10 protein-coding genes are annotated in these 14,611 nt (G+C 44.5%); 3 read left to right on the top strand and 7 right to left on the bottom strand.

What is annotated here, in order from left to right; genetic code table 11:
* Nucleotide 1: 1 nt before the first annotated feature.
* The 4 genes from AT705_RS21080 to AT705_RS21065 form a co-directional block, all read right to left on the bottom strand.
* Nucleotides 2–502 carry a hypothetical protein gene (locus tag AT705_RS21080; protein ID WP_058798332.1) on the bottom strand — a complete coding sequence of 167 codons (501 nt, stop codon included), beginning with the start codon at nt 500–502 and terminating at the stop codon, nt 2–4.
* Nucleotides 499–1,251, bottom strand: coding sequence for an IS21-like element helper ATPase IstB (gene istB, locus AT705_RS21075; protein WP_058798331.1), 753 nt, complete (start codon nt 1,249–1,251; stop codon nt 499–501). The genes AT705_RS21080 and istB overlap by 4 nt, the downstream gene beginning before the upstream one ends.
* Nucleotides 1,244–2,803, bottom strand: a complete 1,560-nt coding sequence (gene istA, locus AT705_RS21070) for an IS21 family transposase (RefSeq protein ID WP_058798330.1) — start codon at nt 2,801–2,803, stop codon at nt 1,244–1,246. Before istA ends, istB begins: the two co-directional genes overlap by 8 nt.
* A gap of 213 nt (nt 2,804–3,016) precedes the next feature.
* The gene (locus AT705_RS21065) at nt 3,017–3,286 is read right to left on the bottom strand and encodes a hypothetical protein (RefSeq protein WP_208856794.1); all 270 of its coding nucleotides are present in this window, start codon (nt 3,284–3,286) and stop codon (nt 3,017–3,019) included.
* Nucleotides 3,287–3,471: 185 nt separating this feature from the next.
* On the opposite strand from AT705_RS21065, the gene AT705_RS21060 reads away from it, so the two are divergent.
* Complete coding sequence (locus AT705_RS21060) at nt 3,472–4,416, top strand: hypothetical protein (protein ID WP_058798329.1); 945 nt, start codon at nt 3,472–3,474, stop codon at nt 4,414–4,416.
* A gap of 34 nt (nt 4,417–4,450) precedes the next feature.
* Here AT705_RS21060 and AT705_RS21055 read toward each other — a convergent pair whose 3' ends face one another.
* Nucleotides 4,451–8,320 (bottom strand): hybrid sensor histidine kinase/response regulator, encoded by a 3,870-nt coding sequence (locus AT705_RS21055; protein WP_058798328.1) that lies wholly within the window; start codon nt 8,318–8,320, stop codon nt 4,451–4,453.
* A gap of 333 nt (nt 8,321–8,653) precedes the next feature.
* On the opposite strand from AT705_RS21055, the gene AT705_RS21050 reads away from it, so the two are divergent.
* Nucleotides 8,654–9,367, top strand: a complete 714-nt coding sequence (locus AT705_RS21050; RefSeq protein WP_058798327.1) for a helix-turn-helix transcriptional regulator — start codon at nt 8,654–8,656, stop codon at nt 9,365–9,367.
* Nucleotides 9,368–10,696: 1,329 nt separating this feature from the next.
* Complete coding sequence (locus AT705_RS25405; RefSeq protein ID WP_155946409.1) at nt 10,697–10,870, top strand: hypothetical protein; 174 nt, start codon at nt 10,697–10,699, stop codon at nt 10,868–10,870.
* Between the two features lie 802 nt (nt 10,871–11,672).
* Here AT705_RS25405 and AT705_RS21045 read toward each other — a convergent pair.
* Both AT705_RS21045 and AT705_RS21040 read right to left on the bottom strand, forming a co-directional pair.
* On the bottom strand, nt 11,673–12,830 hold the full coding sequence (locus AT705_RS21045) for a prohibitin family protein (RefSeq protein ID WP_058798326.1): 1,158 nt from the start codon (nt 12,828–12,830) through the stop codon (nt 11,673–11,675).
* Nucleotides 12,827–14,488, bottom strand: a complete 1,662-nt coding sequence (locus AT705_RS21040) for a cyclic peptide export ABC transporter (protein ID WP_058798325.1) — start codon at nt 14,486–14,488, stop codon at nt 12,827–12,829. The genes AT705_RS21045 and AT705_RS21040 overlap by 4 nt, the downstream gene beginning before the upstream one ends.
* Nucleotides 14,489–14,611: the final 123 nt, after the last annotated feature.

Genomic DNA, 14,611 nt, shown 5'->3' with positions numbered 1-14,611 from the left:
CTTACACCTCCCGCCGGAGTTGGCTCAGGCACATCGCCAGCTCATATACAGGCTTAAACCCCTCTGGCAGTGATTGCCTCAGGCTTTCATGCGACAGGGGTATCCACAACCGCTGAAATGCGCCTTTGCGCCTTCTGCCAATGCGTTCACCGTATATCGCATGTAACTGTTCGGCCTGTTGCAGAAAGACGATGATGCACCCGCTCAACACTTCATGGCCACTGGGCCTGATGATGCCCAACCGTTTTAGAACACCACGCACCAGCTGTCCTTCTGCACTGCGGGGCGCTGGCAGGCGATTACCCATAGTGCGATCCGCAAACCCCAGCATTGTTTGCCCGGGCAGGCTACACGCCTCACCAAGTTGCTCCCGTACATAGTGTTTTGCCCGTGCAGACGCCTGAAAAGACTGTCTGTAATGCTCACAGAGCAAAGGCAGCGTTTGCGTACGAATTTGCAGATCAAATTGCCGAATATGTTCAGGCTGAGTCATGTTATTCATGAGTTTTCCTCCGCGATAGGAGAGTGGAGCTTGCGCATTGATTCGCCATGCAACTGAATGATATGGGCCCGGTGTACAATACGGTCCATGATGGCATCCGCAGCAGTTGGCTCACCAATATACTCATGCCATTTTTCAACCGGTAGTTGGGAAGTGATGATCATTGCGCCGCAGCCTGCTCTGTCTTCAAGCATATCAAGCAAGTCCTGCCTATTTCGGGCATTCAAAGGAGTCATCCCCCAATCGTCCAGGATTATTACTCGCGGTCGCTTGAGCTGCCTACGGACCTTAGATATTGAGCCGTCTCTTGCGGCAACTTCCCATTCTTCGTATAAAAAGCTACATCGTTTATATAAAGCACTAAAGCCTTCTCTGATCGCTTTATTCGCTAATGCACATGCCAACCAGCTTTTCCCTGCACCTGCACTACCGGACAATATAATAATCAGAGCTTTTTCAATCCATGAGCATTCACACAGAGATTCGATGAGCTTTTTATCAATACCTCTTTGAGGGCTATAGTCTATGTCTTCTATACATGCACTGGACTGTTTCAACTTCGCGTTTTTCAACATACGCTCTAGCTTTTTCCTCATATTTTCAGCATCTTGAGCGTCAGCCAAATCAGCAACAATATCCAGTACAGGTCGAGAAGCACTATCCGGAGAAGAAAGGATTGAGTCTAACCTTTTTGCCGCAGCGCTTAAGCCCAGACCTTCCAGCTTGTCGAATACCTGCTGTTTATACATGAGACCCCCTTAGGCCTTTGTAATACTCTGGGCCTCTGATGTTAGAATGCTCCGGCAGGTTGCCCTCGCCCCCTTCCTCCACCATTTCGTGCTCATCGATGCGGCACTGTAGGATTGACTTAATGCTTGTGTAAGTTGGCGAGTGTATTCTTAATGCACATTCACACGCTTTTTCAAAACGTGTCACCCCAAAATCGTTCTCAAGTACTTTCAATTTTTCACAGGCCTGACAGGCCTTTGACGAATGGTCACTCTTATTTTTGAATTGTTCAGAGACGACTTTAATGGCCCCTTCACCAATTCCGGATGCCCAAGCGAGAAAGAATGATTTGTGCATCTGGGCATACTTTTTATGGTTATATGGTCTGTGGTCATTGTTTGTTGTCGTTCCATTTACTACAAAGCTGCGTTTATGAGTGGTCAGGTGCTCATGGTTTTGATAGATCTCAACCTTGTCGGCACAAACTTTCACATCCACTTTTTCATGTCTGAACTGATAAGGTATTGAGTAGAAATGCCCTTCAATATCGACATGATAATCTTTTCCGACTGTACGGTTATAACTCCATGCCCCATACTCAAACGCCGTGCTATTTAGCGGCTGCATCGCTGCTCTCTCTACCTCGTGAAACCGTTGATACCTGCTACCCGGAAATCGTTTAAACGGTCGATTGTTTAACACAACAAGTAACCGAGCAATTTCCTTGTTTAGCTCCTCAATGCTAAAGAAGGTTCTTCTTCGTAAAACGACTGTAATCCACCGGGTTACAAGCAACACGCCAAGCTCTCCTAGTGATTTATCCTTCGGCTTTCTAACTCTGGCAGGCTCAATCGTCGTTCCGTGATGATCTGCAAACTCTTCGTATGCTGCGTTTAGATGCGGCTCTTTACCCGCTTTAATAACGGCAGCCTTTAAGTTGTCAGGGACAATTGCTCTCGGTACACAACCTAAAAACTCAAATCCTTTTTGCTGTGCAAGGCAAAAGTTTTCTGTTTTCTGTGAATTGACTGCACACGCAAAGATATACTGCGAGTAGCCCAAGACTAAGACAAAAATCTCTACCCAAGTTAACTTGCCCGACTCAGGATCTTTTATCTGAATTCGTTTTCCTGCGAAATCAACAAAGGCAACTTCACCGGGTGAATATGTTTGTCGCATACTGATATCCAGCTTTTTCACATAAGCTCGGTACCGATGTGTAAACTGAGAATAACTGATAAAGTTTTCAGGATCCTGAAGGCGAGTAGAGTGCCAAATTTGCATCAGTGTTTGATGCCTTTCTTGCATCAAATCATGAACCCAGTCTAAAGGTGGGCACTTAAGACTTGAACAGGAAACCTTTTGCCCGACACCAAATATGTTGGCAAGTTCGCTGTCATTGGCATCATCCACCATTTCTACCTTGATTGACTTTTGCTCACATTTCAGCCGGTAGCTCTTAACGGTATTTTCTGAAACACCGACTATGCCAGCAATTTTTTTATTCGAGTGCTGCGTTACTAAAACTAGCTTCACCAGCCTGCGCCGCTTCAGTGGCTTTAAATAACTCATATTTTCTTTCCTCATGTAAAAAACAAGCACAAAGCATCACCAGCCTTCGCAGTAGAAAGCTTGACCTAAGTGCAGTGAGGAACTAGGATTGAGGAGTCGGCGTATACAACTCGACAATCAACACATAGGGCTCGAGGGACCAACTCGGGCCTTCTGCTTTCTAGCTCCGGCAAAAATAAAACACGCTATACAATCATTTAGTACCTCCAGACGTTAAGTATCACTTGAATCGGTTCTTTGCTGTGCCAGCCAGAGTGCGACGTCTTTGGTTAATGCATAACGCCCCCTGCGGTTTTGAATAGTGAATATCTTGATAGGAATGGTGTTACGAACAATAGACTGCCGAAGTGCCTCAACACTTCTATACCCCATGGCTAACCTCAACTGCTCACCAGATAGTATCGGGCTAGCGTATAATCCCAGTAAATCTTGCTCCAATTGCAGTGCAAGCGCCTTACATTCTGGGTCAATCGCTTCACTCACAGACAACCCCCTTCAAAGGTAAACTAAACGCAACTGAGTAAGCCTAGTCAAGCTGGCAAAAACCATCAAAGGCCTTATTATTAGATTAAAGATATGGATTTTCATAAACGATGAACTCTAAATCACTGACTTAACTTCACTTTGCTTTTATAGGTCACTGTGTACATTGAAATGCACAACTTTTTATGCTCAACTTCCATGACTACAAACGCCTTTCACGACCAAGTAAAAGCCTGGCGACTCGTTACTTTGCTTCTTTTATTCAAAACATCACTGAATCAAAAAATCCTTACCAGGTGACCAAAAAGCTACTATATGCAGAAGACGGCTCGAAAAGTGCTCTAACCAAAAAGCACAACCTAAATAAGCTGTTTTATAAAAAGCGTGACGGAGAAGTGATCGGGAGAGAAGGCGTTGTTCGCAACATTGAGCAGAAATTGCAAAAACAGTTGCACGTCGAAATTGACTTAATGTACTCAACTATTTGCCATCCAATCTGGCAACTTTTAGATACACCTTATACTGAAGCAAACATTAACTCGATTTTGCTGTCATTGCCACCGGCCATATCCTCTAAGGGTATTGCCCGTACAACCAGCGGAAATATAAAACGCAAGCACCCTTATGGAAAAACAGTTCATGCACTTAGTGAGCAGGATAGTCTGGATGCACTCACTTACTTGCTTATTTTGACTTACGAGAAAGTCCACAATCCCGAATACGCATCTCTTTGTACTGAGCTGATATCAACAACAAAAATGTTCATGAGAATGGCAATGACACTGCCACTTTCACCCATTGCGGCAGACTTGTATTATCGCATTGCTAACTGGCTAAATGCAGACGAGTCAGATAATGAGAGTTTTTACCTGGTCCCAATGGGGTTTTACTCCAAACAAGCCATCGATTTTGATGGAGCGATTCAGTGCTATCACTATTGGTTGCAGCTAGCCCTCGAAATCGGATTAATTGAGGACACATATCACCATAAAATGGCCTTTTTAAAATCCATTGACCATTCACTCGCTGGAAAACTCACCGAAGACCTACAGGATATGCATGACTACCAAATTGGTACAACCTCGTACCTCGAAAAAATCCTCAAGCGAATGTCTTACTACCTGGCCTGACTCGACTATAGCTCAGTGAAGCCAGCGCCAGGGATCAGTTCACATCGGCGTGATTACTCAGTTTGTACAGTGCCACCAACTGGGCACGTGCTTGCTCTAAACGATATTGTCTGAGCAGCGCATTTGGCGATAAACCTGTCAGATTACGGGTTTTACGTTGCAGCTGTCGTACACTCAAAAACACATGGCTGGCCATGCTCTCAGTATCAAAAGTGGGGTCCTGATAATTTTGTGCAATCACTTGCTGGATTTTATCAATAAAGGGAAGTCGTTTTGTATCACCGAGCACATCAGCCTTAGGCGGGCTGCGTAGGATCTGTTCAGCAAATAGCCGCGCCAGCTTCTTACGCCCTTTAATCAAGTTTTCTACTCTATGCCTCAACACATCAAGATCACAGGGTTTACCTATGTAATCATCTGCTTCTGCTTCAAACCCTAAGATCCGGCTATCGTCATCCTCTTTTGCTGTCAGTAATATCACAGGAATATGGCTCGTTGTCTCATCCTGCTTAATCTCTTGCAACATCTCCAGTCCTGACTTTTGGGGCATCATCACATCACTGATAATGAGGTCGGGTAACTCAGATTTTGCTTGCAACAGGCCTTGCTCTCCATCACAGGCAACTGTGCAATCAAACCACACAGACAAAGACTCCTGTAGCATCATTCTTAGCTGTGGGTTGTCTTCCACAATCAATACATGGGCATTAGACTCAGCTTTGTCAGTCAACTGAAACTCAGTCTTTGTTTCTGTTTGTATTCTGCTGTCAGGATCGTGCACTAACACTTCACTGTAAAGAGGGAGCATGAGGGTAAACTGACACCCTTTCCCCGGCTCACTGCTCAGCACTATATCGCCTCCACAGTCACTAATAAGCTTGTGAACCACAGACAAACCAATCCCCTGCCCGTTTATTTCACTGTGCTCTCCCCGCACATATCGTTTAAACACATCAGCCTGTAAGGATTTACAAATACCAGGCCCGGAGTTAGTAAACACAAGTTTCAGGAAACCGCCAAGCTGATGCGCTTCTATAAAAATCTCACCTTCTTCAGGCGTATATTTCACAGCGTTAGAGAGTAAGTTTGTCACTATCTGTTCAAAATCTGCTTCGTTCAGCAACACTTCCTGTGCATCCAGGGTATGTGTAACCTTATAATGGATCTGTTTTTCGTTGGCGAGCAACTCAAATGCATGAGTCTGCTTTAGCAGCACCTCTTTGGCAGTAAAGTGATGATTTTCAAACGGGGAGACATCGTCTTTTTTAGCATAGCGGATCAGATTGTCGATGAGTTTTTCCAACCTAAGGGCCTGTGAATAGGCAGCATGCCATTTGCTATTGCCGTCACTACTTGACTGCCTCAACATACTTTTAATTGGCAGCATGATCACGGCCAGAGGCGTTCGCAACTCGTGGGATACATTGCCAAAAAACACATTTTTACTTTCCATCAAACTGGCTATTTGTGCACGCTTTTGATCTATCTCTTTGGTGCGAGACAGTACCAGCTCTTCCAGGTGCAGGTTACGTCGCCTCAGTTGGTATGTTCTGGCAAACAGGAGAAGACAGGTCAACAACACAAAGCCAAAAACATAGAGTGTGAAAGCCCAGCCAGTTAAATACCAGGGCGTTGCGATTTCAAATTCAAAGCGCGATTCAGTCCAGTCACTCGAAATCGCCCTGCTTCTAATCACAAACTTGTATATACCCGGCGGCAGGTTAGTATAGGTAGCGCTGCGTTGCGTTTGCTCTGCCTCCGTCCAATTCGTATCAAACCCTAGAAGGCGATATTGATAATAGACATCAACGTCCCGATCCCGTTTGATATTCACGAACTCGAATTTAAAGTTCCTTTGCTCACTGTTAAACTCTCTGCCCGGCAGAATAATATTTTGTGAATGCAAAGCATCCTGGTACACCGCATAGCGCTCACCTTGTACATATACGGTGCTTATGTGCACGCCATAGGGATCCACAGCCTGTATATTTGATAAGGCAACGATCCCACTTATTCCTCCCAGATATAAAACTCCGGTGCTTGATTCAGCGGCACTGTCATAGGTTTTTGCACCTATGTTCAATCGCTTAACTGGAGTTGAAAATACTACCTCCTTAGTATCAAGCGAGAGTCTATATAGATTAGTCATATCAGACACCCAGATATGCCTTGTACTATCTCGATATACAAAGCTAAATGCTACGTTCGGATATACACCATTTACATCAAGCAGCTGTGATTGCTCTGTTTTTAAGTCATGCAGTAATAAACCATAAGAAGTTGCCGCCCACAAATTCCCTTCAGGGTCGATATCAGCATCAAATACAACAAGTTTCTTATTACTTTTCGATATCTGGAATTGCACCTTGGCAGGTGCCCCCTGACCCAAAATATATGTCTCAAAACCACAAGCTATTACCGCATCATTACTGCCTTTTTTCAGGTTTTTAAAATGCCCGGGCAAAAAAGACACCCAGCGACCAGTTTGTGGCGAAAATTCTACGACTCCTTGAAAGGTCAGTAACCATAAATGACCGTTATCCGACTGCTCTATGTCCCTAATCATCAGTTCGTTACCTGCATTTTCGGCTGGTACACGAACCTTGGTTGCAGAGGACGCCCCCTTTTCAAGCCGGTATAAGGCGGATAATGCACCAAACCACAATGTCCCATCTCGCCCGGCATAAACGGTGTAAAACTCAAGTTCTGGCTGAGCGGGATCCAGATATATAGGCTCGGCCTCAGCAAAACCATGATGCTGCATGAAAACCCGATTCTGGCTTATAAACCACAAGTTATCATTTTCATCGACTTGTAAGCCATCAATCCTTGGCATCTTGTGCACTAAGGAGATTTGATCCGCTTTTTCTGTTGTAAATTCGGGCTGTATCAGTTCCACTTCAAATATGGAGTGACTGGTTGCGAGCCAGACCGTTCCCTGCTCATCAAACACGCTATATATCAGGAATATTTGCTGCGAACGGGCATTTGTGTGGTACCGGCTGACCCGGCTGATTCTGTCACTGGAGTCTAATGCTATGAGTTCATTTTCAGTTCCTACATATGTAGAGTGGAGACCTGAGTACACAAAAGTAACTGCATGATGGTCAATATCGCTTAAATGGATCAGTGAAGGCTGTCTGGAGTCAGGCTGTTCGAGTCTGAAAAAACCTTGTTCAGACACGGCATATAAACTGTTATCAGGTCCGGTCGTGACGATCCGGGTATCGGCAAGTACACTGTTTTGCCACAACTTAATAAAAGTGCCGGAGGATTTATCAAATCTGAATACTTCGCCAAGTTTAGAGATAAACAAAGGAGCATCTTTATATAGGGTAACACTAAAGCGAAGATTATGTTCGACCCCTGAACTATGGAGGTCATATAGCTGATAGGCGTCTTCATCAGGAGAAAAGTGGACTAACTGGCCATCATCGCCCACAAGCCAAAACTTATCCCTGCTGTCCTGATATAAAGCAGCTGGCCTGAAGGCATCATTATCCCTGGAGCGAACAGAAAGAAAGCTGTCCTTAAACAGACGTGCGTCTTTTGGAGTCTGTTGGCGCAAAGTGTCCAGATAAGGCATGAACCTGTCCTGCTGGTCATTATGTAAAAACAAACCATGGCCTGTCAGCAACCACCTGCGCCCCTGAGCGTCTTCGACCACTTTTCTTGCTAACGGATGGGAGTAGAATATGGACTGATACCCATCAAACCTCAATACACCTGAAGTGCCACTGATCCACAAATAACCCTGACTGTCTTGTGAAACAGAAGTAATAATGGTGACCATATCAAGTTTGTCGATGGATTGAAGGTGCAGCCTGAGCTGGGCTACCTCACGTGCCTGTACTGGGCACTGAATGATAAAGAATAAGATAACTGCCAAGGTCCATTTTAGCATTATTGCCCTTACGTCCTTACTGTAAAATGCGTAATTACTTTCTATAACCTTTAGTAGGTACAGTCAACTAGTTTGTTAAAAATTTGCCAACAGAATTAATCAAAAAAGAGTGAGTTTTTAAATTTGCACAATAATCAAACACCCAAAACTCTTCCAAGCCAACCTTGAAAAACAGATAAACCATTGATTTATATACTAACAATTATATATGTCGCTTTTACATTACTCGGTGTCGCTTTTCTCATAACTGATAGTTCTAAAATTCACTAACTTAAAGGTGCAGAGCGCAAAAACGGAACCTGCGAATAAACAAAAAAGCACACAGGAGTTTATATGGACTACTCAGGTAAAAAAATCAGTCACTCGGATGCCTTTGCATTGTATCCGGAGACAGCCATCACCACCGCTTTAAGTCGATTTTCGGAACCACTTGGCATGGATCAGTTTCTCATTGTTGGTGTGAATGGCACCGAGCCAGTTTACAGGTATCTTTCTACCTGTTCCGAACAGTTCCTTCGCGCTTACTTTACGGATGGGCATTGTTTTTCTGATGACCTGATCCACTACTGCCAGCAAACACTGGCGCCGCGTTTTTGGAGTACTCATGACTACAACAACATAACGCTTGCACCAAAAACCTTAGGCAGCCTGTTCGCTCAGGAAAAAATCAATGGCGGTATAGCTATACCGGTTCATTATGGCGGTGCCATTGTGTTGGTAAATTTCTTTTCCAGCCAATCATACGATGAAATTAAATCAATTTATCATCAACATAGTACGATTTTAAGTGACATCACACTCACTCTGATCCCCAGAATTATCAAAGAGTGTCCGGACTACTTATTTATGCGACCCTCGTTAACGCCAAAAAGCAGCGAGTGTTTGCTGTATATGGCCAAAGGAATGACTAACCCGGAAATATCTGAGCTGATGCAAGTGTCCAAAGACAGAGTTAAAGAGCTGGTAAGCCAGATCCTTAATCAGCTAGGTGCAGCGAACAGAACAGAGGCAGTACTCAAAGCAAAACAGAGTTTACTCATCCCATAAAAAAAGAGGCCAACCCAGTGTATACCCCTGTGGTTGGCCTACTTATTGACACTCAATTTACTTAGTTGGATTCTTAATACTAAGCCCTGTGATAAAACCCCAGGCTGATTATCTGCAAGCTCGCTGGATAGCGATCACCAGCACCCGATTTAGCCAGACATCAGACTACCATAATCACTCACTTCATCGCTTTGCTTGTGTAAGCTTTCGACTCCCGCGAAAACCCGAAGTTCCGTGCAAGTGTGCTTCAAACTGTTCAAAACTCACTGCCCTCACGATTCTGGCTGTAAATACCAGAATGTATTTCTAATTGCGTTGCCCCCTAACTAGCGTGGACAACTCAAGATAACAACCATGTATTCAGCACTAGCAACCAAGGACGCAGTCGCGCATACTAGAGTGCCTTTTTACACCGTGTTTGATAACTTTATTTTTCTGCGCCCTTCATTCATATCTGGTCTTACCTAAAAACAGCAGCGCTACGCTTGTGTCAAAACAGTCTCTTTTATGGCTATATTGCCAGTGCTTGGCCGCCAAAAGTACTTAATTACACCAATATAAGCCTTATGTTGTTATTGAGTTGTTTAAAGGTGTTTCGTGCTGCCCGTTTAAGCTCATAGAAATATACGCCTGAAACCCGATATTGATAACTCCCCAAGAAGGGAGTGCAGGAAACGATGGAAGTCAAACAACCATGACATGATGGCATTGTTGAAATTTAACACGCCAATAATCAAAGTACGATGGAAAAAGATGTGCTTGTTAGTAATCATGCGGGCGCTTTAGGATAAAAAAGGCACATCCTGTGTGCCTTGATACAAGTACTCTCAATTACAGTCTTTTATACTGACCACCTTTTCAGGCTACCCTGGCCAGTGACTAGACTTATTTATTCTATTTACCCTTTAAATCAAGGCCAAATAAACCATCAAGCCATTACTGTCAGGCGCATAGAAATGCGAAATATCCCCTATCGGAATATTCACTACTGCGCAGAGTAACTCCGCACTGGTAATTGTCGCCAGTAACAGCTCGATTCATAAGCAGACAATGCTCCCTCAGACCGTTCCGAAAGATTAACCAAGAAATGAGAACAAAATATGGATATGGCAAAAACCTCTGTACTAAGCTCAATCTTTGTAAAGACAGCGCGTTAAAATCATACAGAGAACAGCACATTACGAGGTGCCACGCTGAAACTCAACTCGCTGAATGAAGCCTCATTTTAAATTTACAAAATTAACACATTAGATTCTTTCAATTTACACTTGCTGTACTTTGTGCGAACAATACTTCTGAACATTTTATAAACAGAAGAAGGAGTTCCCCATGAAGTTACAACTAAGTAAAAAGAACCTAAAAAACCTAGGCAATAAAAACGCACTGAACTCAGATCAAACACCAATGATCGCTGGTGGTGCAACGGCTATTCCGCCAACCAGAGTCCAGAAAGGTTGCCCATACTTTTCTTACTACCCAGTAAATACCTGTAACCCCAGATAAACAGGTTACATACAGGGCACACTGTGTGCCCTGTATAAGAGACACTGTACTCTTCTCATGTCATCTGATCATTTCTGCCACCCTCCATAACACGTTTGTGCATACCATGTTGCTGTTGCCTTTAACTCGCCGCTCTACACACCAGGTCTGAAAAAATGTAAAGCCCCTTTACGAGAGCGACAGGCAACGAAATCTCTATGGGTATCTGGCATATCGGGTAGTATGCCGGTAGCGCCTGGCTCAGAGGCCGGAATGACGGAGGGGGAAATAGCTTAGGTGAATCATTTAACACCAGAGGTGATTGCAAGACTATTTGATTGATCCTTTATTAAGTAAAGGCACATTTAACATTCAATACCGCTCCGAAGACCAGAACGGCCATTTAGTTAGCTCAGACGATATGCAAATGCGCTCGCTTCACTCCTCTCTATCAACCCATGCTCGACACAGGATTTACTGAACTACAGCATCCACGCTACTTTTTACACGGCTTGTCTTTAGTCCAACATTCGCACTGTTTGCAAAGTAGTTCCCGGCTCGAAGGCCGGGGCGACAGTGAGGGGAATAGCTTAGGTGGATCATGTAACACCAAAGGTGATTGCAAAACTATTTAGATATCCTTGTATCGGCTAGTGGATATCTTTACATGCAATACAGTTTCAGAGACCAGATAAACCATACAGCGCTGGTTGTATATTAATGTAATCAAACCGACTACAACTCTGCCCCGCTTTGCATCATCCAGTACTCAACACAGGCTCCATTGACGTACTATGCCGACGCAAAGATGAGGCCGATACTATTACTTATGCAATGGTTCCCCAGATTTTGCTGAGCTCATATGATGCATACTCATAGGCTCACCTGGTTTAATCACACTGTTTGCGTAGTCAGGCACAGGTTTTGTTGCCTCCTCAGCTTTAACCACATTGGCTGCTTCCTGAACCAGGTTAGCTGCTGAGCCATTCAAGCTGCTTTCCGTGTTCAGGATCAAAGGCAGCCCATCTTTACCGCTACCAATCACAACCACTTTGGCATTGTTTGATTTTGCCAGCTCAATGGTCGCTTCAATACCACGCCATCTCAGGTAAGTTTCCGAAATACCACCTGCTACAGTTTCCTGAAAATCGGCAATCCCCTGTGCTTCTGTCTTCTTACGCTGCGCTTCTTTCTTTGCTACTTCCAGCCGCATCGCGTATTCCTCGTTCAGATAGCTTTGGTTCACCTTAGAAATAATCGCCTCATGCACTTTATCTGGAACATCAACTCGCTTTATGAGCATATCGTCCAGGTTAACTAAGGCATGACCATCTTTCATGTGTGTGCTTTGCTCTAAAATCGTTTCTTCCTGTATGTGTAATTCATCAAGTACTTCATTAAGAAGCTGTTTTTGAATTTCTAAACGTTGATGACTATATACCTCTTCTGCCCTGAATCGTGACACTATCATTCGCACCGCAGACGCAACCTCTGGCAGTACCATTTCTTCCAAATACTTTGGGCCAACCAGCTGGTGCAAATAGGGAACATGCTCAATGACCGGACGATATCTGACCGTAACATTGAGTGTGATCCTGAGTCCCTCTTTGGTGATCGCATCTATGCTTTCATGTGCAGTCTGGAAGCGCCCATTATAAATTATCAGCTTATCCCAGGGCATCACCAATACCGTACCTTCGCTAAAATGCTGTTTCAGATACGTACCTCCACCGAAGCGCTTCCACAATACAGCAACCTCACCGGAGTCAACCCGGATAAAGATAAACGGGACTAGCGCCACGATTAAGAACAAACAGATTAATAGGGTTAATCCAGCTCTGAAGCGCCAGGATAATATACGTTTGCGCCATGCTGGCTTGTAGCGCCTGAGTGCCCGCATTACCAGGTTAGCAATAAGTATCAACAGGCAGGCAGCCGCCAGTCCTATGAGCGCCAAATCAGGCGGCAGGATTATATTCATGACGGTACTCCATCTGTTTCTACTTCATGATGTTCCATTAGTTGTCCTTCTACCATCTTCAAATGCACGTCCGCCAGATGGAAATAGGCGTCGTCATGTGTAATTGCGATCACCGTGTTGCCACGGGCCTTGAGTCTGGGCAATACCTGTTCATAGAATTTTCGTCTGAATATTGGGTCCTGATCGGCGGCCCATTCGTCAAAAATATAAATCGGCCGATTTTCCAGTATGGTGCTGAGTAGCGCCAGGCGTTTTCTTTGCCCGGAAGAAAGGTCTATGGTACTGAACTCTCCATCAATCACACTGACCTTTGCGTTCATTTCTAAAAAGGTCAGCCATTCATCGATATCTTCCTGTGACGTTGTCTTGATCCCATAGAGCTGTTTAAACAAATGGAAATCCGCAAAGACCGAGGTAAAAATACTGCGGAAGCTCTCTCGATCGGCGTCGCGAACCGCCCGCCCGTCCAGGAAGATTTGTCCGGCCTGAAGCTCATATAAACCGGTTAACATACGAATAAACGTAGTTTTACCGCTGCCGTTACCACCGGTAATAAAGGTAATTTGTCCTCTTTTAACCGTTAGGTCGACCGGCCCGACAAAGAAAGGCCTGTCGCCAGGCTTACGATTATGTTGATAATACGCGCCCTCAAGCCTTAACTCCTCAAAATTATCAATGGATTGTACCTGAGTATTACGCCGTACCGTACTTTCAGCTTGCTCCCGTTTAAGGTCTGCCTCAAGTGTCAGTACATTTTGCGCCGCTTCCGTCGCCGTGGTGAACACTGGAATACCACCCACAATACTGGTGATCGGACCGATTAAAAACAACGAGGCCGTCGTCACCTTGATGACCACTTCCGGATAAACATCTGATAACACTGGCACGAAAAACACCATTGCACCGGTTGCAGCGAAAAAGGTTATCTGAGAAAGGACAAAGTCGGTCGCAAACAACGTTTTGGTCACCGTTTGCGCGCGCCGCGCTTTGCCAGAGGATAGGGAAAACTCGTGTTCCAGGTCGTCTGCTCTCGGTGCGCTCAGTTTTACTTCTTTAAAACCGTCGAGCAAGTCCGACAAGCGCTGGATAAGCTGGTTTTCGCTCTGAAATGCCTGCGCCATATTGCGCTGAATTTCATTGGCCCGTAAGCGGTGAATACTGCCGCCTAACATGATCAATACACTCAGGACCACAAACGCCATCACCGAGTGATAAGCAATATACAATGAGGTGAAAAACACCAGGCTTATAGACTGACCAATGATCACAAAGAGCTGAGCAGACTGAGAAATGGTTTGCAGCTCTTTGCTGAGCGTATTAAAAATTCGCTCCTTGCCAATTTTTTCAAGCGTCGATAGTTCGGTATGCCGAACCGATTCGAATAGCTCAACTCGCATATGATCAATGGACTTTTCAACCATTTTAGCGGCTTTAGTCATTAACCTTTGCTGGGTTAACCCGTAGATCAACACCGTCAGGGTAAAGAGCACCAGATAGTAAAACACATGGTTTTCTTTGTGGATATCAGAAATGTTTTCTGCCACGTTGTTGATAAGAGCAAGCACCAGTGCATTGGCAAGGCCAGAGATACAACCGAGTAATACAAAGGTCCTTTTTTTAATTTTAATGTTTCGACTTATTAAATCGTATAATACCATTTTTATTGTCTTTTCACTGTGTTACCAGTGGCCTGAAAGTCCGCCACTGGTCATAATACTGAGCGCTACGACGCAGTCAGAACTGCAATCCTTGTTATCTTATCTTGAGGATCTACATCCTCT

The organism is Pseudoalteromonas rubra (genome assembly GCF_001482385.1).
Lineage (GTDB): Bacteria > Pseudomonadota > Gammaproteobacteria > Enterobacterales > Alteromonadaceae > Pseudoalteromonas > Pseudoalteromonas ardens.
The sequence above is the reverse complement of the archived record's forward strand: the minus strand, read 5'-3'. Positions and strand labels throughout refer to the sequence as shown.

Coding starts and splice junctions, on each gene's coding strand:
- AT705_RS25405 (WP_155946409.1), top strand. CDS start 10,697: ATGAAGTTACAACTAAGTAAAAAGAACCTAAAAAACCTAGGCAATAAA.
- istA (WP_058798330.1), bottom strand. CDS start 2,803: ATGAGTTATTTAAAGCCACTGAAGCGGCGCAGGCTGGTGAAGCTAGTT.
- AT705_RS21050 (WP_058798327.1), top strand. CDS start 8,654: ATGGACTACTCAGGTAAAAAAATCAGTCACTCGGATGCCTTTGCATTG.
- AT705_RS21060 (WP_058798329.1), top strand. CDS start 3,472: ATGCTCAACTTCCATGACTACAAACGCCTTTCACGACCAAGTAAAAGC.
- AT705_RS21055 (WP_058798328.1), bottom strand. CDS start 8,320: ATGCTAAAATGGACCTTGGCAGTTATCTTATTCTTTATCATTCAGTGC.
- istB (WP_058798331.1), bottom strand. CDS start 1,251: ATGTATAAACAGCAGGTATTCGACAAGCTGGAAGGTCTGGGCTTAAGC.
- AT705_RS21080 (WP_058798332.1), bottom strand. CDS start 502: ATGAATAACATGACTCAGCCTGAACATATTCGGCAATTTGATCTGCAA.
- AT705_RS21045 (WP_058798326.1), bottom strand. CDS start 12,830: ATGAATATAATCCTGCCGCCTGATTTGGCGCTCATAGGACTGGCGGCT.
- AT705_RS21040 (WP_058798325.1), bottom strand. CDS start 14,488: ATGGTATTATACGATTTAATAAGTCGAAACATTAAAATTAAAAAAAGG.